Origin of the sequence: Bacillus sp. JJ1562, assembly GCF_036962705.1 — a bacterium.
GTDB lineage: Bacteria > Bacillota > Bacilli > Bacillales > Bacillaceae_L > Ferdinandcohnia.
On the sequence record NZ_JBALOQ010000058.1, the window covers coordinates 1 to 24,413 of the forward strand.

The window sequence follows — 24,413 nt, forward strand, 5'->3', positions numbered from 1 at the left end:
ATAGAGGCACCTTCCCAAGTATCTATAAGCGAGGAAGCGCCAATAGAGGCACCTTCCCAAGAATCTATAAGTGAGGAAGCGCCAATACAGGCAGCTCCCCAAGAATCTATTAGTGAGGAAACGCCTATACGGGACTTTACCGCGGAAGAGCCTGAGGTTTCTGTTGAACCGAAATTGATTGTTCAAGGTATGGAACAAACTGATAGTCTCTTAGAAAAACCATTACAATCTACTGATGAAAATGAGAGTGTGGAAGTAAGTGAGGAATCCGTAGAACCTGAAGAGGCTGAACTACAGGTTGAACAAATACAGAATCCAGAACGAACAAACACGGAACGAAGAAGGTCCAATATTCCTTTTAACGTATTAATGTTTAAAAAAGATAAACAAAAATTGTCACAAAAGGATACAAACCAGGATAATCAACCAGCTCCTAAAGAGCCTATCGAATCTGATAGAAACCAGGAACAATCGCTCCTACAGGAAACGCCTAAACACCAGGAACAACCGATGCAACAAGGATTAGAAACCCATCTGGAAGACGAAGAGCTGCTCCAAGGATATTCTTTCCCAGGTCTATCTTATTTAAATGCTCCACCTACTGATCAGCACGATGACAGTCAATGGCTCATAGAACAGCGAAATATACTAGATCAAACTCTACGAAATTTCAAAGTGGGTGCAAATGTCGTGAATGTAACTCAGGGTCCGGCTGTTACTAGATTTGAAGTACATCCTGAACCTGGAGTGAAAGTAAATAAAATTACAAATCTATCAGATGATATTAAATTAAGCTTGGCTGCTAAGGATATTCGAATTGAAGCGCCAATTCCGGGAAAAAATACGATTGGAATTGAAGTGCCAAATAAAAAAAGCAAGCCAGTGCTTTTAAAGGAAATTATCCAAAGCTCTGAATTTACATCGAATAAATCACCATTAACCGTGGCGATGGGTCTTGATATTTCTGGTAAGCCGATTGTGACTGACTTGCAAAAGATGCCACATGGATTAATTGCCGGGGCAACGGGTTCTGGTAAAAGTGTATGTATCAATGCAATGCTTGTTAGTTTACTTTATAAGGCTTCTCCAGATGAAGTAAAGCTACTTTTAATTGATCCAAAAATGGTGGAACTTGCGCCTTATAATCATATTCCTCACCTTGTAAGTCCTGTCATTACAGATGCAAAGGCCGCAACGGCTGCCCTTAAGTGGTCAGTTGAGGAAATGGAAAGAAGATATGAATTATTTGCTCATTCCGGTGTTCGTGACATTGGCAGATATAATGAAATGGTGAAAAAGCATGATGAAAAAAGTGGAAAGCTTCCATATCTCGTCATTATCATCGATGAGCTTGCTGACTTAATGATGGTGGCACCAGGGGAAGTGGAAGATTCGATCTGTCGAATTGCACAGAAAGCAAGAGCGTGTGGAATTCATCTAATTCTTGCAACGCAACGACCATCAGTTGATGTCATCACAGGATTAATAAAAGCAAATGTTCCAACTCGGATTGCATTTTCAGTGTCATCACAGGTTGATTCCAGAACAATCATTGATTCAAGTGGGGCAGAAAAGCTGCTTGGTAGAGGAGATATGCTATTTCTTGAGAATGGCTCATCAAAGCCTATCCGTGTCCAAGGAAATTTTGTTTCTGATGATGAAATCGAAGCAGTTGTTGATTATGTAAAAACCGAAATGAAACCAAGCTATATGTTCGAGCAAGACGACCTTTTAAAGAAGGCTTCCATTTCAAATGATGAGGATGAGTTATTTTTAGAAGCATGTGAGTTTGTTTTAGAACATGGAGGAGCTTCTACCTCAAGTGTACAACGACGTTTTAGAATTGGCTATAATCGTGCAGCTCGTCTTATTGATATGATGGAGGAACAAGGAATTATCTCTGAATCTCGTGGTAGTAAACCACGTGAAGTTTTAATAACGGAAGAGGAACTATCAGAGATTTATGAAGGCTGATAACATTTGTTATCGGCTTTTTGTCTCTAGTTATAAAGTCCTAGCCTATAGCGTTACAAAAATCAGTGTAGTAAAGGTTAATTCTAGGGTCCTCCGTTAATAATAAGGATAACTCATCCCACACTGATTCTTAGTTTGTGGGACATTCCACATATTTTCGACGAAATTCTAGGCATTTTTTCGTAATGGTCTTCACTATTGATTAGTGCTATAATGAAAAAATGTGAGATGATTGTATATATACATAAAAATTCATTAGCACCAATCTCAAAATATTAGGTACAATTATCAAAACTTGATGAATTTCATATACTGTCTTACAGATAGACATTGTTGGAGGTTCTTTATATGACAGTTTACCACTTCGTTGGAATCAAAGGTACTGGCATGAGTTCATTGGCACAGATACTTCATGATATGAATTATGAAGTTCAAGGGTCTGACCATGAAAAATTTTATTTCACACAAAAGCCCTTAGAGGTACGAGGAATAAAGATTTTGCCCTTTGATAAGGACAATATTCATGAAGGTCTGACGGTTATTGCCGGGAATGCCTTTCCTGATACTCATGAAGAAATAGCAAAAGCGAGTGAAATGGGGCTACCAGTTATTCGTTATCACCGTTTCTTAGGTGAATTTATGAAAAAATATACGAGCGTTGGTGTAACAGGCTCCCACGGGAAAACTTCGACGACAGGCTTACTTGCACATGTCTTGCAAGGAGCAGAACCTACTTCTTATTTAATCGGTGATGGAAGTGGGATGGGATCTGAGAATAGTAAAAACTTTGTGTTTGAAGCATGTGAATACAGACGACATTTCTTGAGCTATTATCCTGACTATGCAATTATGACAAATATCGATTTTGATCATCCAGATTATTTTGCAAATGTTGACGATGTATTTAATGCCTTTCAAGAAATGGCACTTCAGGTGAAAAAGGGAATTATTGCATGTGGGGATGATGAGTATCTTCAAAGCATCCAGGCAAAGGTTCCTGTTGTTTTCTATGGATTTGGTGAAGAAAATGATTTCCAAGCACGTAATATTAAAAAAAGCACGGAAGGTACGACCTTCGATGTGTTTGTACGTAATACTTTCTTTGCTAGCTTTTCAATTCATGGATACGGAAATCATAATGTGTTAAATGCATTAGGTGTGATTACACTTTGCCATTATGAAAATATTGATGTGTCCATTATTCAGGAGCGCTTATTAAGCTTCCAGGGTGTAAAGCGGAGATTCTCTGAGAAGCGGGTTGGAAATCAAATCTTAATTGATGATTATGCACATCATCCAACAGAAATCAATGCAACCATTGAGGCAGCACGTCAAAAATACCCTGAACGTGAAATAGTGGCGATTTTCCAACCACATACTTTTACGAGAACACAGACGTTTTTAGATGACTTTGCTGCAAGCTTGGAAAAAGCGGATCAAGTATATCTTTGTGATATTTTTGGCTCAGCGCGTGAGAATAAAGGAGAACTTTCCATAGTTGACCTACAAGGTAAAATCACCGGAGCTGAATTAATTAAAGAGGACAATACTGCTATACTTAAAAAACATGAGAACAGTGTGTTGATCTTTATGGGCGCAGGCGATATTCAAAAGTTTCAAGACGCGTACGAAAAGGCTTCTGTGTAACTTTATTCAGCGAAAGGCTGAATAAAGTTAAGCCTCCGGCGGATGCCACAGATTTTCAGAGGAAACTTTTCGAGCTTGCTCGAAAAAATCTGGGCGCAAATACGCCAAGGCGTATTTGATTAATTCAAAAAGGACCTCGCGAATCATTCGCAAGGTCCTTTTTTTACTTTAGATTTTCAGGATTTAATGGTTCGAGTTCAGGGATGACGAAACGGCCATCTTTACGAATCAGCACATCATCAAAATAGATTTCTCCACCACCATATTCTGGTCGTTGGATATTAACCATATCCCAGTGAATATTTGAGTTGTTTCCGTTGTAGGCATCATCATACGCTTGCCCAGGTGTAAAGTGGAAGCTGCCATCAATTTTTTCATCAAATAGGATGTCTTGCATTGGATGCTGGATATATGGATTTACTCCAATTGCAAACTCACCGATATAACGTGCCCCTTCATCAGTATCAAGAATCTTATTGATACGCTCCGTGTCATTCGCTGACGCTTCAACTATTTTCCCATCCTTGAAAGTAAGAGAAACATTTTCAAACGTAAAACCTTGATATGGTGATGGTGTATTATAGGTTAAGGTACCATTGATTGAATCACGAACAGGCGCAGTATATACCTCACCATCTGGAATATTCATTTCACCAGCACATTTGATTGCTTTGATTCCTTTAATTGAGAAAGTAAGGTCAGTACCTGGTCCAGTAAGGCGAACCTTATCTGTCTTGTCCATAAGTTCAACAAGAGCATCCATTGCATTGCTCATCTTCCCGTAGTCTAGATTACAAACATTAAAATAAAAATCTTCAAACGCTTCTGTGCTCATTTTTGCAAGCTGAGCCATTGAAGAATTTGGATAACGAAGTACTACCCATTTTGTCTTTGGAACACGAATTTCACGATGTACTTTTTTACCGACTGTACTTCCTTCAATTTTCATTTTATCATCTGGAATATCTGCAAATTCATTAATGTTGTCACCAGAACGTAAGCCGATATATGCATCCATCTTACTCATGACTTTTGCCTCGAAATCCGCTTTCATCTCAAATTGCTTTTCTTGTGCTCCAAGTAATAAGGCACGGTCAACTTGATGATCCTTTAATGATACAAATGGATACCCTCCTGCTTTATATGCTTCATTAACTAACGCAATCACAAGTTCACGCTGTAAACCAAAGTTTTCAATTAGTACTTTTTCACCTTCCACGAGGCGTACAGAATAATTAATTAAATTTCGAGCGAGTGTTTCAATACGTGGATCTTTCATGATTATTGCCTCCATATCCTTTTGCTTATGTACAACCTTATTTTAACCTAATAATAGAATTTTGTTTATAATAAAGATCAAGTAAAATAAATGTGAAGGATTTTTAAGGGAATATGTCGAAAGTAAAACTATAGGGGTTAATGATTAATTCTGAACAAAACGGGTAAGAAAGATATAAGGAGGTGCACCATGATTCTTATCGTTTACATAAGTGTTGCAGTAATTGCATTGGCATTTTTGATTTTAGTTATTTATCTCTCAAGAACACTACGTTCTCTTCAAATAACATTGGACAATGTGGCGGGAACCTTATCTGGGTTAGAAAAACAGATGGAGGGTGTCACAAGTGAAACGACGGCACTGTTGCATAAAACAAACAAGCTTGCAGAAGATATTCAACAGAAGTCTGAAAGTTTGAATACAGTCGTTGAGGCTGTTAAGGATGTCGGAACTTCGTTGCAACGCTTCAATAAATCAGTAGGAAATGTAACAGAAGAGGTTGCTGTGCAATTGGAGAAAAACAAAACCAAAATCTCACAGGTTGTTCAAGTAGGGAATGCTGTAATAGAGATTTGGGATAAATGGAAAGATAAGAAACAAAAGCATGACAAACATTTTTCAAATTAAAGAAAGGGGATTTCTATGGGAAAAAATAGTGGTTCAAACTTTATTCTTGGAACAATTGTTGGTGCAGCGGTGGGAGCTGCAACAGCATTATTTCTAGCACCGAAAACGGGTCAGGATTTACGCAGACAAATAAATGGCCAAGCCTCTGTTGTGAAGGAAAAAACAAATTCTTTATCCAAAACTATCTCCGAGCAATCTAATCAAATTTTAACAAAGGTAAAAGATTTAAAAGCTTCCACCGAGCAAAACAGCCATGAACCAGAAACTGTTGCGTCTGCAGCTGCGGCTATAGCTTCAGAAGATACATCTGGAAACCATACTGAAAATAATGAGTTATTCCAAGAAAAGCTAGCTGAAGCACAGCAAGCCTTAACAGAAGCAGAAAAAAATACACAAACAACAAATTATTAGGAGAGATGGAAACATGGGGAAATCGAAGGTTGAGACAATCGAGGAATTTAACCAAGTCCTTGAAAAAGAAACAAAATTTATTTTAATTAAGCACAGTCTAACATGTCCAATTAGTAAGGCCGCATTTGATGAGTATGAGCAATTTGTAGCAGAACATAAGGATGTACCAACTTATTATCTTTATGTGCAAGAAGCAAGGGAGCTTTCTAACCACGTTGCGGAGCAATTTGAAATAAAACATGAATCACCACAGGCACTTCTTTTTGAGGATGGCAAGGTTAAATGGAATGCCTCCCATAGAAGTATTACAAAAGAATCATTAGTCGCAGCAGGCGAATAACATGAAAGTCCATGGCTCATCAAACCATGGACTTTTTTAGATTCTATATTTTTGATTTTTCCGGCCAAATAATATCTAAATGATCACCAGGTGAGAGGACATCATAAAATGTGCATATTTCTCCATTTTTTAAGAGATTAAAACTTCCAGCTGCGCCTGTAGGTAATTGAATATCAACAAAGCGAAATAAATCTTGAAAAATAAAAGGTCCCACTTCTTTCGTTGTCATTTGAAGTTTATCACCGTGTTTAAGAAGAGCATCCTCTTGAAGAATCTCCCCATTTCGGTAAAATTCATGTAATGGCTTATTGAGTGATATTAGTTTCTCCTGAAAAAATACTTGTATTGAATAGTCCATTTGAATTTTTTGTAATTCTGTAAAAAGGCGTAAGGTAGGGGCTGTCTCCTGCTCGATCACAAAGGAATCCTGATCCTTAAAAGGTGAATGTATGGAAACCTTAGCTCCGTTTCTCATTAATATGCTAGAAAACTGTTCTAGCTGGATGTTTTGCTCGTTTAAAGATATAGAGAACTCGTTTATCAACTCATCACAGAATGGATAAGTGCTTGACTGGATAATTTCTTTGATTGTTTCCGGAAAATAAAATGAAATTTCATCATGATCATGAACAAAGGCTTCTGGATTGGCTAGTTGCTGATTTTGCTTGATAGTAGCTGTAATAACCAATTCTTCGCCATCGATGTTAATCCTTTGTTGTGGGATATCATCAATTAGGTCTTTAATCATCACAGTTGCTTTTGGACCGTCTTTTCCTTTGCTAACGATGATTTCATCACCATTTATAATTTCATCCTCAATTGAACATGGTTTACCATTTTTTAAAAGAACGGGAGATTCCCCATATCCTCCAGGAATTGTGACGGATTGCTGGTTTACCCTCACTATCATTGCCATTCCAGGTTTTCCATAAAGCTTATGTAGTTTAATTCCAGCTGCTAGTAAGCTATCCCCAACAGTAAGACGTTTCATTTCAAAAAGTCTTACTGATTTTTGATTGACTGTTACATTGACATAATGGACAGGTGTTTCACTCGATGCAACTGCAATTCCAATTGGTGTTACGAGTTCAGGTCCTTGTTGAATATGATCAGGAATGTCAACCTGATTTATTGCATCGATGCCGCGAATCGCAACACGATTTTCAGGTAAGCCTAATGAGATTGCAAGCCGTTTTGGCAGTTCAGGAGTTAGGCTACCTCCACCAACGAGCATGACAGCCTTAGGCGATTTGTTTTTATTTAAACTTAGTATTTCGTCGCGAATCGATTCTGCTAATCTATCAATCGAGTCAGAAATATGATCAATTACTTCTTGGCTTTTGATTTCCGTTTCAAAACCGAGAATGTCAATTACTTGAATGCTATCATATGTTAATAAATCACGTTTTGCTTGCTCGGCTAGTGGGAAGTCGAGGAGAAGCTGGTCACTAATTGCTTCCGTAATTTCATCTCCTGCAGTTGGTACCATTCCATAAGCAACAACGGTTCCTTCATCAGTTATTGCAATATCAGAGGTCCCTGCACCTATATCAACTAATGCAACGTTTAATCTTCTCATCGATTGTGGAATGAGTACATTGATGGCGGCAATAGGCTCTAGGGTAAGTGCCTGCATACCAAGGTCTGCTCGATGCAAAGCAGATATTAATGATTCGACAACGACCTTAGGAAGGAATGTCGAGATGATTTCAACACTGGCTTCATTTCCTTGTTGGTCGATTAGGCTGCCGATTTCTTGATTGTCTAAAAAATAATGGATAACCGAGTAGCCCACACAGTAGTAATCATAGCTTTTTTCCAATTGATTTTTTTCGGCTAACGCATATTGAGCTTTTTGAACAGCGCTTAACTCTAAATGCAAAATATCTTCTTTTTGAATCAAAGGCTTTGAGGAAATCTGAATTGTTTGACGAGAGCGTTCCGTTTTTAAGGCTCTTCCTGCAGCGGCAACAGCAGCTCTAGTTAATTTACCATGCTTTGCCTCTAGTAATTCTTTGATTTCACATATTATATTAGAGACAGCAATAACATCATGAATTTGCCCATCAACCATGGCTCTTTCCTTATGTTCACGGATTACAATATCGATCATTTTATATGAAGAACCCATCTTTTTGACAATAAGTCCGACTACAGAACGTGTACCAATATCAAGTGCAAAAATTGTTGGATTTTTTTCCATTGTGTATTCACCCATGCTTACAAGAATCATATAACGCTTTATTGCTTAAAAGCGTTTAAGTAATAAAAAATATTTAGTGACAGATTGAACAAATTCGTTTATAATAAATTCTAATTACTTGAAATGTATCATATTTTCGTTTAGATTGCGACTTAAAGCTTATGGGAGAAAGGAAGAGTGAGATGAGTAAAGCAGTAGAATTAGATAACCTTCGTGACAGAGTGGAAGAAATTAATCTTGAAATTCTAAAACTTATTAGTGAACGCGGCAAACTGGTTCAGGAGATTGGAAAAGTAAAAGAAACACAAGGTGTTAATCGTTATGATCCGGTACGTGAGAGAACAATGTTAAATAACATTTTAGAACATAATGAAGGACCTTTTGAAACATCAACCATTCAACATATCTTCAAGGAAATCTTTAAAGCAGGTCTTGAGATACAAGAAGATGATCATCGCAAAGCTCTCCTTGTTTCTCGTAAGAAAAAGCCTGAAGATACAATTGTAGATGTGAAAGGTGTAAAAATTGGTAATGGAACACAGCAATTTATCGTTGGGCCGTGTGCAGTAGAGAGCTATGAGCAGACAGCTGCAGTTGCAGCAGAAGCAAAAAAATATGGCTTACGATTACTTCGCGGTGGTGCCTTCAAACCAAGAACATCACCATATGATTTCCAAGGACTAGGACTTGAAGGATTACAAATTTTAAAACGTGTTGCTGATGAGTTTGATATGGCGGTCATCAGTGAAATTGTAAACCCAGCAGACATTGAAGTTGCTTGCGATTACGTCGATGTTATTCAAATCGGTGCACGTAACATGCAGAACTTTGAATTATTAAAAGCAGCAGGTTCAGTTAAAAAGCCTGTATTATTGAAACGTGGATTGGCTGCTACGCTTGATGAGTTCGTTAATGCGGCAGAATATATCATCTCTCAAGGAAATGACCAAATTATTCTTTGCGAAAGAGGTATCCGTACTTACGAAAAAGCTACACGTAATACATTAGATATTTCTGCGGTTCCAATCTTAAAACAGGAAACACACTTACCAGTATTTGTTGATGTAACACACTCAACTGGACGTCGTGATTTATTATTGCCATGTGCTAAAGCGGCTCTTGCAATTGGAGCAGATGGTGTCATGGCGGAGGTACATCCAGATCCAGCAGTTGCTTTATCTGATTCAGCACAGCAAATGGATTTTGATCAATTTGAAAAATGGATTACAGAACTAAAGGCAACTCAAGCTGTTCGTGTATAGTTTTCATGAAAACCTCCTACTACTATAGTGGGAGGTTTTTTAGGTTTATTTTTAACGAATTTGTTAAAAAGTGCACAAAGTAATTGCCCTAATAAACTAAGTAGCGTATGATAATCTAGATAAAGTAAGCAAATATGACATTTGTTTGTATAAAAAAGTTCATACTACATATAAAGTGGTAACTTGAAATAAGGAGTGCTGTCAATGAATGTGACAATCTATGATGTAGCGAGGGAAGCCAATGTATCAATGGCAACCGTATCTCGTGTTGTAAATGGTAATCCAAATGTTAAACCAACTACCCGAAAAAAAGTACAAGAAGCGATTGATCGATTAGGCTATCGCCCAAATGCTGTGGCTCGTGGACTAGCTAGTAAAAAAACAACAACAGTCGGAGTTATCATTCCAGATATCTCAAATATTTTCTATTCAGAGCTTGCACGTGGAATTGAAGATATCGCCACAATGTATAAATACAATATTATCCTTAGCAACTCGGACCAAAACAAGGATAAAGAATTACACCTCTTAAATACAATGCTTGGTAAGCAAGTTGACGGTATTGTTTTTATGAGCGGTAATATTACAGAAGAACATGTTGAGGAATTCGACAAATCTCCTGTGCCGATTGTATTAGCTGCTTCAGTAGAAAATACAAATTCGGTTCCAGCCGTTACAATTGATGTCGAACAGGCATCATATGATGCGGTTACTGAATTAACTAAAAGAGGTCATAAGAAAATTGCCTTTATTAGTGGGTTATTAACTGAACCAATTAATGCAGAAAAGAAACTTGCTGGTTATAAACGTGCAATCGAGGATGCCGGCCTTTCATACAATGAAGAATATGTAATTGAAGGTGATTACACATATGATTCAGGTATTGAAGGTTTCGAGAAAATACATGAAATAGCTGACAAGCCAACAGCTGTATTTGTTGGTACAGATGAAATGGCATTAGGTGTTATCCATAGTGCGCAAGATTTAGGCTATTCGATACCTGATGATATAGAAGTGATTGGCTTTGATAATACACGTTTAGCTCTGATGGTGCGTCCACAGCTTACATCAGTTGTTCAACCAATGTATGATATAGGTGCAGTGGCAATGAGATTATTAACGAAGCTCATGAACAAAGAAAATGTAGATGAACAAATAGTGGTATTACCACACCGAATTGAATTTAGAAAATCAACGAAATAATAAGGCAGAAAAAACACGGCATTTGCCGTGTTTTTTTCTTTCGATGTCTAGCTCTGGGCGCCATCGGGTCTCTGGTCTAAGCCAATATACGGACTCGCGTAGCGTATTTAGTTATTGCGTATCGGATAAAGGCTTTTTGTAACGGTTAATGCATTTTTTTCCTCAATTTCTGATTTTCTAGGGATAGGTTGATAAATATTAGGTTCATCATCCCAGAATGTAGGAAGAGTTAATTTTGCCTTTGGCTGCCATTTATTGATCCAATCTTTCGGAAGGGGACCGCTTAACTCCGATTTTTCAATCATTTCAAGCCAAATGAAAGACCATGCTCTTGGCACGACTCTCCAAATATCATAACCGCCACCACCGACTGCAATCCAGCGACCATCACAATATTGATGAGCAAGCTTGTGGGCAAGTTTGGGAATTTCACGATAAATTTTCATAGTAGTCGACAAATGGGTTAATGGATCATAATAATGGGAATCTACACCATTTTGCGTAAGGATGACATCCGGTTTAAAAAATTCGGTAACCTCTGTAAAAGCTGTAGCGTAGGCGTGTAACCATGACTCATCCTCAGTGAATGCATCTAATGGGACATTGAATGAATAGCCATAGCCTTTGCCTGAACCTCTCTCAGTCACGTTTCCTGTACCGGGAAAGAGATATCGTCCTGTCTCATGTATGGAAAGAGTGCATACATCAGGATCATCATAAAATGTCCATTGAACACCATCACCATGATGTGCATCTGTATCAACATAAAGTACTCTTACATCATATTTCTTTTGCATATAGCGAATTGCAACAGCACTATCATTGTACACACAAAATCCAGAGGCTTTCCCGCGGAATCCATGATGTAATCCACCACCAAGATTAAGAGCATGCTTTGACTTGCCAGACATTACATGGTCTACCGCAGAAAGGGTAGCACCAACTAATAAGGCGCTTGCTTCGTGCATCCCTGGAAAAATTGGAGTATCCTCAGTACCAATTCCATAGCTATGTCCTATTTCTTCGGATAGTTTACCTTCTCCAGCCAACTTAACCGCTTTGATGAATCTAGGGTCGTGGACAAGCTGCAATTCTTCATCGGTTGCCATTCTAGGTGATATAATATCCGAGTCATCTAACAAGTTCAGACTTTTGAGTAGATCATATGTAAGCTTTACCCTCGTTTGATTAAAGGGGTGGTCTTGACTAAAACGATATTTTAACAATTGATCCGAATAGACGAAAACTGATTCCTTCGTCATGATTAAAGCCCTGGTAGTGTTGGCCACATTACAGTATAGCCTTCATTTTTCAGATTGGTAATGATTTTATTCGGATTCATTGTTTGAACTCGTAACACAAGTATTTTAAATTGGACATCCTTGTCAGGATACACAAGGACACTGTGAATATTAACATTATGATTTTTAATGACATTGACAACCTCTGCTAATGTGCCTGCCCGATTTGGAACCTTAATCTCGAGCTGAGAGCCCGGTTGATTTGCACCAGTTAATTGTGCAAAGGTATGAAGTAAATCAGTTTCTGTAATGATTCCAACTAATTTTCCGTTAGATTCAATGGGTAGGCAGCCAATGCGATACTGGGAAAAGACAGCGGTGATTTCCTCAACAAAATCGAGGGGATGACCGGTTATCACTTCTTTTATCATAATCTCTTTAATCGGTGATTCAAGGGTTTGTTCTTCGTTAGTATAGTCTAGGATGGAGGGCTTTGCATCACGAATATCGCGATCACTTATAAGTCCAATCATCTGTTGATTTGAATCAACAATGGGAATATGACGAATCTTTTTTTCGTCCATCAATTTTATGGCAGTTGATATAGTGTCATTAGCTGATAATGTTGTTACATTTCTTTTCATAATTTCTTCAACAATCATGTATATCCCCCTATCCCAATTAATACATGAAACGATTCATGAATCGCAACCTATCAAACCTTTCAATCGTTTCTTGATTAACCCGTTTTCCGATTCGAGCCATTAAACAATTAGCAGGGTGTGAACTAATTTCAGGGTCGTCTGTTGCAAACCATTCTAGTCCACCAGCATTCATCATTTTTTCCATTACCTTTCGATATTCCCAAACATTAAGACCTGTGCCTTTTAAGTCCCAGTGCCAATAATATTCAGTAGTTATGATCAGGTAGTCCTCCATCCAATCATCCATCATTGAGACAATTAATAGATTTTTTCCAACCCGACTACCGCGAAACTTTGGAATAACTTCAATTGCACCTAACTCTATTAAATTTTCTATTTTTCCTTCAGACCAACGTTCAAGCGGGTCTGGATAAAGATATGTAACATACCCAACAATGGTATTATGCTCTCTTGCGATAATAATTCTTCCTTCAGGTAAATCAGCAATTTCGATCAATGCCTTATGTTGTTGGTTTGGAGTACGAAAAGCTACTAGGCCTTCGTGAAATTCGTAGCTTGCAAGGGCCTCTCCGGTTATGGGACCTTCTATAATGAGCGTTCCATGAGGGGTCTTTAGTTCCTTAGCGTTATATGTCTTCCTATGCTCCACAATGTCACCACCATTCCTAAAGTCATTCTCATTATACATCAATCTAGTAAGAATGAAGCGTTTTCAGCTTATGTTACATTAATTATACAATTTTACAGAAAAATAATATATAAACAAAATTTTAAAAATTGAGAAAAGGTGAATTTTATTTTATAATAGAATAGTAAATAACTTACATAAAGGGGAAATGCAAAGTGAAGGTGGAAGCGCTACCAGCAACAAAGGGAAATTATAATTTAAAAGATTATGATGAAGAATATGCGAATTTTGATTGGGCGGAGGTAGATTCGAATTTTTCTTGGTCTGAAACAGGTAGAGTAAATATTGCCTATGAAGCTATTGACCGCCATGCTGAGGGTGTGAGGAAAAATAAAATTGCCCTTTATTATCGTGATCCAGAACGTGATGAAAAGTATACATTTAAAGAAATGAAAGAATATACAAACCGTGCTGCTAATGTTTTAAAACAGGCTGCCGATGTTGAAAAAGGAGACCGCGTATTTGTATTTATGCCTCGTTCTCCCGAATTGTATTTTACAGTATTAGGGGCGATTAAATTAGGAGCAATCGTTGGTCCGCTATTTGAAGCATTCATGGAAGGCGCTGTACGTGATCGCCTAGAGGACAGTGAAGCAAAAGTAATCGTCACTACTCCAGATTTAGTAGACCGGGTTCCTTTTAATGAATTACCTGCATTAAAGCACATTGTCTTAGTCGGAGACAATGTAACAGAGGATGGCCCATTTATTGATTTTCTTGGTCGGTTAAAAACGGCAAGTAAAGAGTTAGAAATTGAATGGGTCGAAAGAACGGATGGAATGCTCTTACACTATACTTCTGGTTCCACAGGTAAGCCAAAGGGAGTCTTACATGTTCATAATGCGATGATTCAACAATATCAAACAGCAAAATGGATTCTTGATTTAAAAGAGGATGATATCTATTGGTGTACGGCTGACCCGGGTTGGGTAACAGGAACCTCATATGGTATTTTCGGTCCTTGGCTAAATGGAGCATCTAACGTCATCGTAGGAGGACGCTTTAGACCGGAAAACTGGTACCAAACCATAGAGGATTATGGAATTACAGTTTGGTATAGTGCGCCAACCGCATTTAGAATGTTAATGGGTGCTGGAGACGAATTAGTAAAACAATTTGATTTACGTTCTTTGCGCCATGTATTAAGTGTTGGTGAGCCGTTAAATCCTGAGGTTGTTCGTTGGGGAGTAAAGGTCTTCAATTTACGCATTCACGATAACTGGTGGATGACAGAAACAGGCGCTCAGCTGATTAGTAATTACCCATGTATGGAGATTAAGCCAGGTTCAATGGGTAAACCATTCCCAGGAATAAAGGCTGCCATTGTCGATGACCAAGGCAATGAATTACCACCAAATCGTATGGGGAATCTGGCAATTAAAAAAGGCTGGCCGTCGATGATGTATCAAATTTGGAACAATCCACAAAAATATGATTCCTATTTCATGCCAGGTGATTGGTATGTATCAGGGGATTCAGCATATATGGACGAAGATGGTTATTTTTGGTTCCAGGGCCGTGTAGATGATGTAATCATGACGTCTGGAGAGCGAGTAGGACCATTTGAAGTTGAAAGCAAACTCGTTGAACACCCTGCAATCGCTGAAGCTGGTGTGATTGGAAAACCAGATCCTGTACGAGGGGAAATCATTAAAGCTTTCGTAGCATTAATTGACGGATATGAAGCGACAGACGGATTAAAAGAAGAAATTAGAGATTTTGTGAAAAAGGGATTAGCTGCACATGCTGCACCACGTGAGATTGAGTTCAAGGACAAACTTCCAAAAACTCGCAGCGGAAAAATTATGAGACGTGTTCTTAAGGCATGGGAGCTTGATTTACCAACAGGCGACCTTTCGACAATGGAAGATTAAATAGCTTAAAAAAGAGGTGACCCACACGCGGGTCACCTCTTTATTTATCCCTTAATTTCCACCGTTTTCTCTACCATTACCACTACCATTATTACCATTGTCATTTCCACCCTCTGCTGGAGGGGATGGAGGCGGAGGAGTAACAACCTCTGGCTCAGGTTTATAGTCGCCAGTCTTAATTAAAACTGAATTTGCAAGTGGTGTTTCATTACCACTAACATCTACGGCAGTAACATAATAGGCTGCAACGCCGTTTCCAACATTAAATTGTAAATCCTTAGTTGCAGGTATACTTCCAATCTTCTTGAAATCTGCTGTAAAATTGGTAGCGCCATAAATTCGATAACCAATCACATCATTGTGTTCATGCTTTGCCCATCTCAATACGCCAGAAGAAATCGAAGCACCTTGGACTTGGGAAGGAACAGAGCCATTGTCTTTAAGCTCTTGTGTTTCCGTAATGACTAGGTTCTTCCAACGACTGTTATTTGGAAGCAGCTGTTCAATTGCTCTTGAATCCTTTAAGTCATGTTGCTGTAAAAATTCCTTTTTAATCATAATTCCGTCTTGTACGAATTCTTGTGGAGCACTTGCTGGAACACGATAGGCCTTGCCATTCACTTCTATATACTTTCCTTTAACAAGATTGTCATCAACCTTGGTTGGAACAAATTTCGCGTTAAAAATGTCTGATTGAACAAGACCAGCTTCACGACATAAATCAGATGGAAGTAGGCCAGAAATACCACAGTAGGAACGAGATACGATTCCACCAGGCATTTTAAAGTTCTCTTTTGGCTGTACAAGTTCGGGTCTTATATCATATACCGCGTTCATTTGCTCGGCCCATAGAAGAGTACTTCTTCTTGAATATGATAGTCCCTTATAAGATGGTGGGATTGACTTTGGTGTATCATACCCCATCCAAATTCCGAATGTTACGTTAGGGTTTGTTGCTACAAACCATACGTCATGAACGAAGTTGGTTGTACCTGTTTTACCTGCCCAGTCCGCATTAAACTTTAAATAACCATTAAGGGATGCTGCAGTACCGCCATTGATAACATCACGCATCATGTCGATCGTTAAATACGCAGTTTGTGGTGAAAATACTTCAACTGGCTTCGTCTCATGTTCATATACGACATCACCATCATTCGTCACAATCTTTTCAATCATATAAGCATCTATAAATTTACCCTCGTTAGCAAATGTAGCAAAGGCATTAACATTCTCTTCGACAGAAACACCATTAGTCATCCCGCCAATGGCAAGTGAGGCTGAGTGATTATCTGCTTCAGCTAAGGAAGTGAACCCCATTTTCTCCAAAAACGTAATTGGGCGTTGATCAAAGGCCTTTAAATAAGTCTTAATTGCAGGTATATTCTTCGAGATTTGTAAAGCATGTCTTACAGACATTAAACCATCAAAGTCGTTTTTACCACCAACGTTTTGTGGGGAATATCCTCCAATAGTCAATTTCACATCAGCAATGACACTTCCCGGTTGTACCAAGCCTAATTCCATAGCTGGTGCATAGGCCAAGAGTGGTTTCATGGTCGAACCATTCGCACGAGGACTAAAAGTATGGTTTGTTTGTTCACGTTCGAAATCACGTCCACCCACAAAACTAATAATTTTTCCTGTCTTATTTTCGATTAGAACAGAACCAGTTTCTTCAGGTTCCATCACACTTCCTTTTTCACCGGTTGCGGTATCAATAACCTTTGTTTCTGGTTTATCTGGAGCAAAATATTGATAGTTTTTTACTACCTCTTGCATGGTGTCAAAAATTTCTTTGTCAATTGTGGTATGGATTTTATATCCATTTTGACGAAGGTTTTTATCAGCTATTTCTCGGTAGTGACTTTTTAGATCCTTGTTATTATCTAGATCTTCCTCCTCGTAACCATCGTCCTTAGCCAATTTTTTTAATAATATATCGGTGGCACGTTTTTCTACTTCAGCAGTCAACCAAGGATATTTTTCAGTAGGCTCTGATTTTGGTGGAACAAGGTTTGCTCGAATATCATAAGCCAGTGCTTCCTCATATTGCTGCTGGTTGATGAAGCCACCTGTAAGCATACGCTCCAAAACCGTTCTCATTCGGTTAAGACCGGGTTCTAGGTTTTCTTTTACCTGTCCTCCCTTATTTGAGAAAGGAGTATATACATATGGGTTTTGTGGTAGACCGGCGATAAAAGCTGCTTGTGGCAGGTTTAAATCCTTTGCATCTACTCCGAAAATTCCTTTTGCTGCTGTTTGCACCCCGGCGATATTTCGACCAGATGAATTACGGCCATAAGGAATAATGTTTAGATATGCCTCTAATATCTCATCCTTATCAAAAAACTTTTCAAGTCGTAATGCAATTAAAATTTCCTTTGCTTTCCGATCAAACGATACTTCGTTTGATAGAATTTGGTTCTTAATCAATTGCTGTGTTAGTGTACTTCCTCCAGTTTGGATTGGTGAACCTGTTACATCCTGGACGATAGCACGTAAAATTGATTTTGGAACTACTCCATCATGCTTATAGAAGTACTGGTCTTCGGTTGCAATTACAGCATCCTTGACATATTGAGAAATATCATTAAGTGATACTTCTTCACGTTGGAGATCTGCACGTAATTGGCCAAGATAGATTTCGTTTGCAAAGTAAACTTCTGTATTTTCTTCGTAATTATAAATATCTTTCTGTAAACTCTCATAGCTCCGAACAGGTTCATCCTTAATTAGGGATGCAAAGTATCCAGCACCCGCTCCTCCTGCAAAGCCGAGACCAAGAATGGCGATTATAAAGAAAAGTAAAAATAAATTCCAAACAACACCGTATGTAACTCTTACACCTTTACGGGTCTTCTTGCCAGATATTGCTTTAACTACTTTATTCGATGTGACTCTCTGCCAAAAAGAGTTAATTTTTTCAAATATCTGTGATTTATTAAAATTCATAATCATCCCCCTAAAAATCCAAGTTCATTATAGCATATACCATGGTCTCATTAATATTATTTTATGAATTTCCAATATTGAATTTGACAATATTAGACGAAATGTGATAGAAAAACCTTATTAAATGGTTAAAAGGAGAATCGAAATTAATGGATGTTATTCAGGATTTGGCCTATAGGGGCCTAATTAATCAAGTAACGGATGAAGAAGGCTTACAGCATATATTAGCGAATGAAAAGATTAAATTGTATTGTGGGTTTGATCCAACAGCAGATAGCTTACATATTGGACACATGGTAGGAATTTTGACGTTGAGAAGATTCCAGTTGGCTGGGCATCAACCGATTGCTTTAGTTGGGGGCGCTACTGGTCTAATTGGTGACCCAAGTGGTAAAAAAGCGGAAAGAACGTTGAATCCGAAAGAGGTTGTTGTGCAATATAGCAATAGCATCAAGGAGCAGCTTTCTCGTTTTTTAGATTTTGAATCAGAAGGTAATCCAGCTGAAATTGCGAATAATTATGATTGGATTGGAAGCTTAGACTTAATCACTTTCTTGCGTGATATCGGTAAGAGTTTTGGACTAAATTATATGCTTGCAAAAGACTCCGTCCAGTCTCGTTTAGATGCAGGTATATCGTTTACTGAGTTCAGCTATATGATTTTACAATCCTACGACTTTCTAAAGCTGTATGAAAATGAAGGTTGCCGACTTCAAATCGGTGGAAGCGATCAATGGGGAAATATCACAGCTGGACTAGAATTAATCCGTAAGACAGTAGAGGATGCAAAGGCTTATGGTCTAACCATTCCACTTGTAACGAAGTCTGACGGAACTAAGTTTGGTAAAACAGAAGGTGGAACAATTTGGTTAGATAAAGAAAAAACGTCACCATATGAGTTTTATCAATTCTGGATTAATACAGATGACCGTGATGTTGTTCGTTATTTAAAATATTTTACATTCCTTTCAAAAGAGGAAATTGAAAATCTAGAAGCGGAAATCCAAAATGCACCAGAAAAGCGCTTAGCACAAAAGACATTGGCAGAAGAGGTTACAAAATTGGTTCATGGAGAGGCTGCATTTGAGCAAGCAGTGAAGATTTCTGCAGCATTATTCAGTGGGTCAATAAGTGAATTAAGTGCTGAGGAAATTAAGCAAGGCTTTAAGGATGTCCCTTCTTATGAATTTGACGGAGAAGCAGAGGTAAGCTTAGTTGATTTGTTAGTCATGAGTAAAATATCACCATCGAAGCGTCAAGCACGTGAGGATATTGGAAATGGAGCCATCTATGTAAATGGTGAAAGAATCCAAGAGGTAGATGCAGTTCTTTCGGGGCAACATCGAATCGAAGGACAATTCACAGTAATCCGTAGAGGTAAGAAAAAATATTTCTTAATAAAATACTAAAGTTTAAGGTGTTCCTTCGGGAGCACCTTGTTTTTATAGTAAATATCCAGAGAGTACAAGCAAAATGTTTGTTTATGTTAAAGGTTTTTCTTTATATTCCTATCAGTAAAACCATAACTGCCATTTAAGTAATAAAAAAAGAGGAAAGGGATGTCCCTTTCCTCTTTAGGAAGATTAACGTGAGTAGAACTCAACGATGAATGCTTCGTTAATTTCAGCTGGTAATTCAGAACGCTCAGGTAAACGAGTGAAAGTTCCTTCTAATTTCTCAGCATCAAAAGTTAAATATTCTGGTACAAAAGTAGTACCTTCGATTGCTTCTTTGATTGTTACAAGGTTACGTGATTTTTCACGAACTGCAATAGTTTGACCAGGTTTTACACGGTAAGATGGAATATCAACACGTTTTCCATCAACAAGAATATGACCATGGTTAACTAATTGACGAGCTGCACGACGAGTACGTGCAAGACCAAGACGGTAAGCTAGGTTATCTAAACGTGATTCAAGAAGAATCATGAAGTTTTCACCAAGAACCCCTTGCATTTTGCTTGCATTGACGAATGTATTGTAGAATTGACGCTCATTCATTCCGTACATATGACGAAGCTTTTGCTTTTCTTGTAATTGTAAACCATATTCAGAAAGCTTCTTGCGTTGGTTTGGACCATGTTGTCCAGGAGCGTAAGGACGCTTTTCTAATTCTTTACCAGTACCACTTAATGAGATTCCAAGACGACGGGATAATTTCCAGCTTGGACCAGTATAACGAGCCATGAATGACTCCTCCTTCAATGTTTTTATTTTGTTGTAAAATAAAAACAGATGTGCTAGATGTTCTCGAATATTTTGTTTTCATGTACCTTCGCCCTAGCAGCCAAGGGTTACGTGATACACCATCTAACGGCTAAAACCCATTAGAGGAACAAAATAGAACAAAAACCTACTCACATTTGCTGCGATATTTTACACAACGATCATTATATGATTTTTAGAAAAGGAAGTCAAGTTTTCATGAAAATATACATAAGTCGGCAAGAACCTCATAGCTTTTTGGAGATTTTTCAATTTTAACCATGATATATGTATAAAATTTGAATTTTTTAATATATATTAAGACATTTTTCGTGCATTATCTATTATAATGAATGTATAAAGAACTAATGTCAGATGGGTGATTAATTGTGAAGTTTCCAAATGAAGAATTAAGATATGAGCAACTATTTAGAGTAACCTCAAAGTTTCATTCAACGATGGATATTGATGCTGTGCTTGAAGAGGTTATAAATACATTACAAGATGTATACCCATCGTTCACATATACCTTATTTCTTGCACATGATAATACGAGACATAAAGTTATTCCGATTAAGGATATAAAAGAATATGAACATGGCGAAAACTCACCTGTTATGCAAGCTTTTGTAACCGGGAGTTTGCAGCTTGAAGATTCCGTTACGGATAAAAAGTCCATTATTTATGCTCCGCTAAAAGGACGCCAGGGAGTATATGGAGTATTGCAAATCAATGCTCATGATGTGTTGGAATTTCCTAAATCGGAAATTCAGTTCATTGAATTATTGGCAAACACAGCAGGACATGCATTCGAAAATGCACAGCTTTACCATCAATCAAAGCAATTAATTGCGGATCTTCAATTAATTAACGAAACTTCACATAAGTTAAATTCGAATTTACGATTAACGGATACGATGACTTTCATGTCATCACAAATCAAAAATTCCTTTGGTGCAAATGAGGTTGGGTTTTTTTTACAATCGAATGAGCAAATTGAGGTACTTCCTGGTAGTACTACTTTTTTTGAAGAAGGGCACGGGGATCCGTATGTTTTACATAGCCTAGACCGGTTTTTAACAGAAAAAGAGCCACTTTTCATTGGAGATTTATTGGTTGACCCAGCATTTAGTGGATCCTTTTATCGTTCCATGATGTGCGTTCCGATGGTACAGCGCGACGAAATTCTGGGAGTCGCCATTGTTTTACATGAATTACCATATTTCTTTTCTTTCGATAAGTTTAAGCTTCTACAATCCTTAATTCACCATTCTTCTTTAGCTTTTACAAATTCAATACTTCGAGAGGAACTTGAAAAGCTAGTGATTACTGATTATTTAACAAAGCTTTATTCACGGAATCACTTGGAGGATTGTGTGCAGGAATCATTGGATACAGACGCTTTTGGTACGTTTATATTAATTGATGTTGATGATTTTAAAGGAATTAATGACACGTACGGTCACCAAGTAGGGGATGAAGCGCTCGTTCAAATTGCAAATCTTATTAAGGAAAACATTCGCGATCGCGATATTGGAGCAAGATGGGGTGGAGAAGAGCTGGCAATTTATTTGCCTAGAGTGAGTTTATCTTCTGGGATTGCTGTTGCGGAGCGACTTGGGAAAAGGGTCGAACAGCAATCAAATCCAAAAGTAACTATTTCATGTGGTGTTGCAACATGGTACAAGGAATACAAAGAAACATTCCAAAGTCTTTTCCATCGTGCAGACAATGCTTTATATGTCGCCAAACAATCAGGGAAAAATCAAGTCATTGCAAGTGAAAATAAAGTGGTTGAAGGGCATTCTTAATTGGATGTCTTTTCTTTTTGTGGAGCATAGAGTTAAGTTAACTTTCCGGTTTGGACAATGGACATGTCCTGAGCGACCCGGGCATGACCCGTAAAAACCTAGTAATCCTCTGTGAAAAAAGAAAACGCTTTCAAAACAATCATACTTGTCATATGCTAATTATAAAATTGAAAGTATAAGGGGGAAAAGGGAGCATGAGTAGTGAAAGTAAATCATTTGATACATTAGCGATACATGGTGGAGGGTCAATTTCCCCAAATGGGAGCTTAACACCGCCACTTTACCAAACGTCAACCTTTACTTTTGAATCGGCAGAACAAGGGGAAGCACGGTTTGCTGGTTATGAGGAAGGTTATATATATTCCCGTTTAGGCAATCCGACAGTAAAGCTTTTAGAAGAAAGGATTGCCATTCTGGAAGGTGGGGAAGCAGGACTGTCATTTGGATCTGGAATGGCGGCAGTTTCCTCTGTATTCATTGCCTTAACAAAAACCGGTGATCATATTCTTTGTTCACAAGGGCTTTATGGGTGTACTTTTGGACTTCTTCAAATGATGAAGGAGAAGTACAATATCGATTATGATTTTAGTGATATGGAAGATGAGGAAGAAATTCTTTCAAAAATGACTGCAAATACAAAGTTAATCTACATCGAAACACCAATTAATCCAACCATGAAGCTCATTGATTTACAAAAAGTTGTTAATATCGCTAAGCTGCGTCATATTCCAGTTGTCGTTGACAATACCTTCTGTTCACCGTATTTGCAGCAACCAATTAAATTAGGATGTGATATTGTTGTTCATAGTGCAACAAAGTACATCGGAGGTCATGGTGATGTTATCGCCGGACTTGTCGTAGGAAAGAATGATTTTATTCAACAAGTAGCAATGACAACGAAGAAGGATGTAGGCGGGATTATGTCCCCATTCGATGCTTGGCTTTTACTACGTGGGTTAAAAACACTTCCAGTAAGGATGGATCGCCACTGTGACAATTCGGGAAAAATTGCATCCTTATTAAAAGAACATAATAATGTGGAGCAAATTTTTTATCCAGGAGATTCAGAAAGCCCAGACTACGAGATTATGAAAAAACAAATGCGTAAGCCTGGTGGATTAATTTCCTTTACAATAAAAGGTTCAAAAAAGGACGCGCAAAATGTCTTAAATCGAGTGAAATTAATCAAAATTGCAGTGAGTCTTGGTGACACTGAAACCCTTATCCAGCACCCCGCAACTATGACGCATGCAGTTGTTCCTGAAGAAGCACGATTGAAAATGGGAATTACCGATAATTTAATTCGACTTTCGGTTGGATTAGAAGCATGGGAGGATATTTGGGAAGATTTAAATCAGGCTTTAAATGGATAATCAAAAAAGCCAGTTGGAAATAGTTCCGACTGGCTTCAAAATTTTATATATGATTTTCTAAAACTTTCACAAATTCTTCTATGCATTGTTGGTCCACTTCATCAAAACGTTCCTTGATTGGACTATCGATGTCTAACACACCAAATACTTCACCATTCTTCATAATGGGAACAACAATTTCTGATTGGGAAGCACTGTCACATGCGATATGCCCTGGGAAAAGATGAACGTCGGGAACTCTTTCAGTCTTTTGGTTTTGTGCCGCGGTACCACAAACTCCACGTCCCATCGGAATTCTAACACAAGCAGGTAAGCCGTGGAAAGGTCCAAGGACAAGTTCACTGCCTTTCTTGATATAAAAACCTACCCAATTGATATTATCTAAAAATTGGTTAAGCAATGCTGAAGCATTTGCTAAGTTTGCAATTTGGTCTGGCTCACCTTCTAGTAAAGCTTGAAGCTGTTTTGTTACAAGTTGATAGTCTTCTGCTTTATTGCCTTTATAATGTTCGACATTAAACATGATTTTTCCCCTCCATTTGAGTAATTCCTACATAAATAATACCAAATAATAGTTTAATGTGCATGACTTGTCGATAAAATCTTAAAGGAATCTACCTATACTTAGCGAAATCTAACAATATTAAGGGTAAGGT

Annotated in this window: 19 protein-coding genes; 11 read left to right on the forward strand and 8 right to left on the reverse strand. The window is 38.0% G+C overall.

From position 1 onward, the window contains the following. Together V7097_RS23900 and murC are read left to right on the forward strand one after the other, a co-directional pair. On the forward strand, nt 1–1,974 hold a 1,974-nt coding region (locus V7097_RS23900; protein ID WP_335706139.1), incomplete at its 5' end, for a DNA translocase FtsK. A 348-nt stretch (nt 1,975–2,322) separates the two neighbouring features. Then, entirely contained in the window at nt 2,323–3,621 is a 1,299-nt protein-coding gene (gene murC / locus V7097_RS23905; protein ID WP_335706140.1) for a UDP-N-acetylmuramate--L-alanine ligase, read from the forward strand. A 163-nt stretch (nt 3,622–3,784) separates the two neighbouring features. On the opposite strand, the gene V7097_RS23910 is transcribed toward murC, so the two are convergent. Further along, nucleotides 3,785–4,900: an aminopeptidase gene (locus tag V7097_RS23910; protein ID WP_335706141.1), complete on the reverse strand. Its 1,116-nt coding sequence runs from the start codon at nt 4,898–4,900 to the stop codon at nt 3,785–3,787. Nucleotides 4,901–5,089: 189 nt separating this feature from the next. On the opposite strand from V7097_RS23910, the gene V7097_RS23915 reads away from it, so the two are divergent. Genes V7097_RS23915 through ytxJ form a run of 3 tightly spaced genes read left to right on the forward strand, consistent with a single transcriptional unit; the run spans nt 5,090 to nt 6,278 of the window. Next, entirely contained in the window at nt 5,090–5,527 is a 438-nt protein-coding gene (locus V7097_RS23915; RefSeq protein ID WP_335706142.1) for a DUF948 domain-containing protein, read from the forward strand. Between the two features lie 15 nt (nt 5,528–5,542). Beyond that, entirely contained in the window at nt 5,543–5,938 is a 396-nt protein-coding gene (locus tag V7097_RS23920; RefSeq protein WP_335706143.1) for a YtxH domain-containing protein, read from the forward strand. Between the two features lie 13 nt (nt 5,939–5,951). Further along, on the forward strand, nt 5,952–6,278 hold the full coding sequence (ytxJ, locus tag V7097_RS23925) for a bacillithiol system redox-active protein YtxJ (protein ID WP_335706144.1): 327 nt from the start codon (nt 5,952–5,954) through the stop codon (nt 6,276–6,278). Nucleotides 6,279–6,321: 43 nt separating this feature from the next. Here the strand turns inward: ytxJ and V7097_RS23930 are convergent, their stop codons facing one another. Then, complete coding sequence (locus V7097_RS23930; protein WP_335706145.1) at nt 6,322–8,481, reverse strand: cell division FtsA domain-containing protein; 2,160 nt, start codon at nt 8,479–8,481, stop codon at nt 6,322–6,324. 182 nt (nt 8,482–8,663) lie between these two features. On the opposite strand from V7097_RS23930, the gene V7097_RS23935 reads away from it, so the two are divergent. Both V7097_RS23935 and ccpA read left to right on the forward strand, forming a co-directional pair. Next, nucleotides 8,664–9,743: a bifunctional 3-deoxy-7-phosphoheptulonate synthase/chorismate mutase gene (locus V7097_RS23935; protein WP_335706146.1), complete on the forward strand. Its 1,080-nt coding sequence runs from the start codon at nt 8,664–8,666 to the stop codon at nt 9,741–9,743. Nucleotides 9,744–9,947: 204 nt separating this feature from the next. Beyond that, entirely contained in the window at nt 9,948–10,946 is a 999-nt protein-coding gene (ccpA, locus tag V7097_RS23940; protein ID WP_335706147.1) for a catabolite control protein A, read from the forward strand. Between the two features lie 107 nt (nt 10,947–11,053). Here ccpA and V7097_RS23945 read toward each other — a convergent pair whose 3' ends face one another. From V7097_RS23945 to V7097_RS23955, 3 genes are read right to left on the reverse strand one after another with little or no spacing between them, the layout of a single operon-like run. Next, nucleotides 11,054–12,208 carry an acetoin utilization protein AcuC gene (locus V7097_RS23945; protein ID WP_335706148.1) on the reverse strand — a complete coding sequence of 385 codons (1,155 nt, stop codon included), beginning with the start codon at nt 12,206–12,208 and terminating at the stop codon, nt 11,054–11,056. 2 nt (nt 12,209–12,210) lie between these two features. Beyond that, nucleotides 12,211–12,849 carry an acetoin utilization AcuB family protein gene (locus V7097_RS23950; protein WP_335706149.1) on the reverse strand — a complete coding sequence of 213 codons (639 nt, stop codon included), beginning with the start codon at nt 12,847–12,849 and terminating at the stop codon, nt 12,211–12,213. A 19-nt stretch (nt 12,850–12,868) separates the two neighbouring features. Further along, complete coding sequence (locus V7097_RS23955) at nt 12,869–13,501, reverse strand: GNAT family N-acetyltransferase (RefSeq protein ID WP_335706150.1); 633 nt, start codon at nt 13,499–13,501, stop codon at nt 12,869–12,871. A gap of 194 nt (nt 13,502–13,695) precedes the next feature. Between V7097_RS23955 and acsA the strand changes: the two genes are divergently transcribed. Then, a complete protein-coding gene (gene acsA / locus V7097_RS23960; RefSeq protein WP_335706151.1) occupies nt 13,696–15,414 on the forward strand; it encodes an acetate--CoA ligase in 1,719 nt (572 codons plus the stop codon). A 51-nt stretch (nt 15,415–15,465) separates the two neighbouring features. Here the strand turns inward: acsA and V7097_RS23965 are convergent, their stop codons facing one another. After that, nucleotides 15,466–18,369 carry a transglycosylase domain-containing protein gene (locus V7097_RS23965; RefSeq protein ID WP_335706152.1) on the reverse strand — a complete coding sequence of 968 codons (2,904 nt, stop codon included), beginning with the start codon at nt 18,367–18,369 and terminating at the stop codon, nt 15,466–15,468. Between the two features lie 149 nt (nt 18,370–18,518). Here V7097_RS23965 and tyrS point away from each other — a divergent pair, with 149 nt between their 5' ends. Further along, complete coding sequence (tyrS, locus tag V7097_RS23970) at nt 18,519–19,778, forward strand: tyrosine--tRNA ligase (RefSeq protein ID WP_335706153.1); 1,260 nt, start codon at nt 18,519–18,521, stop codon at nt 19,776–19,778. Nucleotides 19,779–19,952: 174 nt separating this feature from the next. Here the strand turns inward: tyrS and rpsD are convergent, their stop codons facing one another. Beyond that, a complete protein-coding gene (rpsD, locus tag V7097_RS23975; protein ID WP_335423632.1) occupies nt 19,953–20,555 on the reverse strand; it encodes a 30S ribosomal protein S4 in 603 nt (200 codons plus the stop codon). 407 nt (nt 20,556–20,962) lie between these two features. Between rpsD and V7097_RS23980 the strand changes: the two genes are divergently transcribed. Next, nucleotides 20,963–22,384, forward strand: a complete 1,422-nt coding sequence (locus V7097_RS23980; RefSeq protein WP_335706154.1) for a sensor domain-containing diguanylate cyclase — start codon at nt 20,963–20,965, stop codon at nt 22,382–22,384. Between the two features lie 194 nt (nt 22,385–22,578). Next, nucleotides 22,579–23,757 (forward strand): methionine gamma-lyase, encoded by a 1,179-nt coding sequence (megL, locus tag V7097_RS23985; protein ID WP_335706155.1) that lies wholly within the window; start codon nt 22,579–22,581, stop codon nt 23,755–23,757. Nucleotides 23,758–23,800: 43 nt separating this feature from the next. Here the strand turns inward: megL and V7097_RS23990 are convergent, their stop codons facing one another. Beyond that, nucleotides 23,801–24,280 carry a GAF domain-containing protein gene (locus V7097_RS23990; protein WP_335706156.1) on the reverse strand — a complete coding sequence of 160 codons (480 nt, stop codon included), beginning with the start codon at nt 24,278–24,280 and terminating at the stop codon, nt 23,801–23,803. Nucleotides 24,281–24,413: the final 133 nt, after the last annotated feature.

What these genes read in the sequence shown, in the direction of transcription:
- murC (WP_335706140.1), top strand. Translation starts at nt 2,323, where the DNA reads ATGACAGTTTACCACTTCGTTGGAATCAAAGGTACTGGCATGAGTTCA.
- V7097_RS23935 (WP_335706146.1), top strand. Translation starts at nt 8,664, where the DNA reads ATGAGTAAAGCAGTAGAATTAGATAACCTTCGTGACAGAGTGGAAGAA.
- V7097_RS23915 (WP_335706142.1), top strand. Translation starts at nt 5,090, where the DNA reads ATGATTCTTATCGTTTACATAAGTGTTGCAGTAATTGCATTGGCATTT.
- V7097_RS23945 (WP_335706148.1), bottom strand. Translation starts at nt 12,208, where the DNA reads ATGACGAAGGAATCAGTTTTCGTCTATTCGGATCAATTGTTAAAATAT.
- V7097_RS23930 (WP_335706145.1), bottom strand. Translation starts at nt 8,481, where the DNA reads ATGGAAAAAAATCCAACAATTTTTGCACTTGATATTGGTACACGTTCT.
- V7097_RS23990 (WP_335706156.1), bottom strand. Translation starts at nt 24,280, where the DNA reads ATGTTTAATGTCGAACATTATAAAGGCAATAAAGCAGAAGACTATCAA.
- V7097_RS23965 (WP_335706152.1), bottom strand. Translation starts at nt 18,369, where the DNA reads ATGAATTTTAATAAATCACAGATATTTGAAAAAATTAACTCTTTTTGG.
- rpsD (WP_335423632.1), bottom strand. Translation starts at nt 20,555, where the DNA reads ATGGCTCGTTATACTGGTCCAAGCTGGAAATTATCCCGTCGTCTTGGA.
- tyrS (WP_335706153.1), top strand. Translation starts at nt 18,519, where the DNA reads ATGGATGTTATTCAGGATTTGGCCTATAGGGGCCTAATTAATCAAGTA.
- V7097_RS23950 (WP_335706149.1), bottom strand. Translation starts at nt 12,849, where the DNA reads ATGATTGTTGAAGAAATTATGAAAAGAAATGTAACAACATTATCAGCT.
- V7097_RS23910 (WP_335706141.1), bottom strand. Translation starts at nt 4,900, where the DNA reads ATGAAAGATCCACGTATTGAAACACTCGCTCGAAATTTAATTAATTAT.
- ytxJ (WP_335706144.1), top strand. Translation starts at nt 5,952, where the DNA reads ATGGGGAAATCGAAGGTTGAGACAATCGAGGAATTTAACCAAGTCCTT.
- ccpA (WP_335706147.1), top strand. Translation starts at nt 9,948, where the DNA reads ATGAATGTGACAATCTATGATGTAGCGAGGGAAGCCAATGTATCAATG.
- megL (WP_335706155.1), top strand. Translation starts at nt 22,579, where the DNA reads ATGAGTAGTGAAAGTAAATCATTTGATACATTAGCGATACATGGTGGA.
- V7097_RS23920 (WP_335706143.1), top strand. Translation starts at nt 5,543, where the DNA reads ATGGGAAAAAATAGTGGTTCAAACTTTATTCTTGGAACAATTGTTGGT.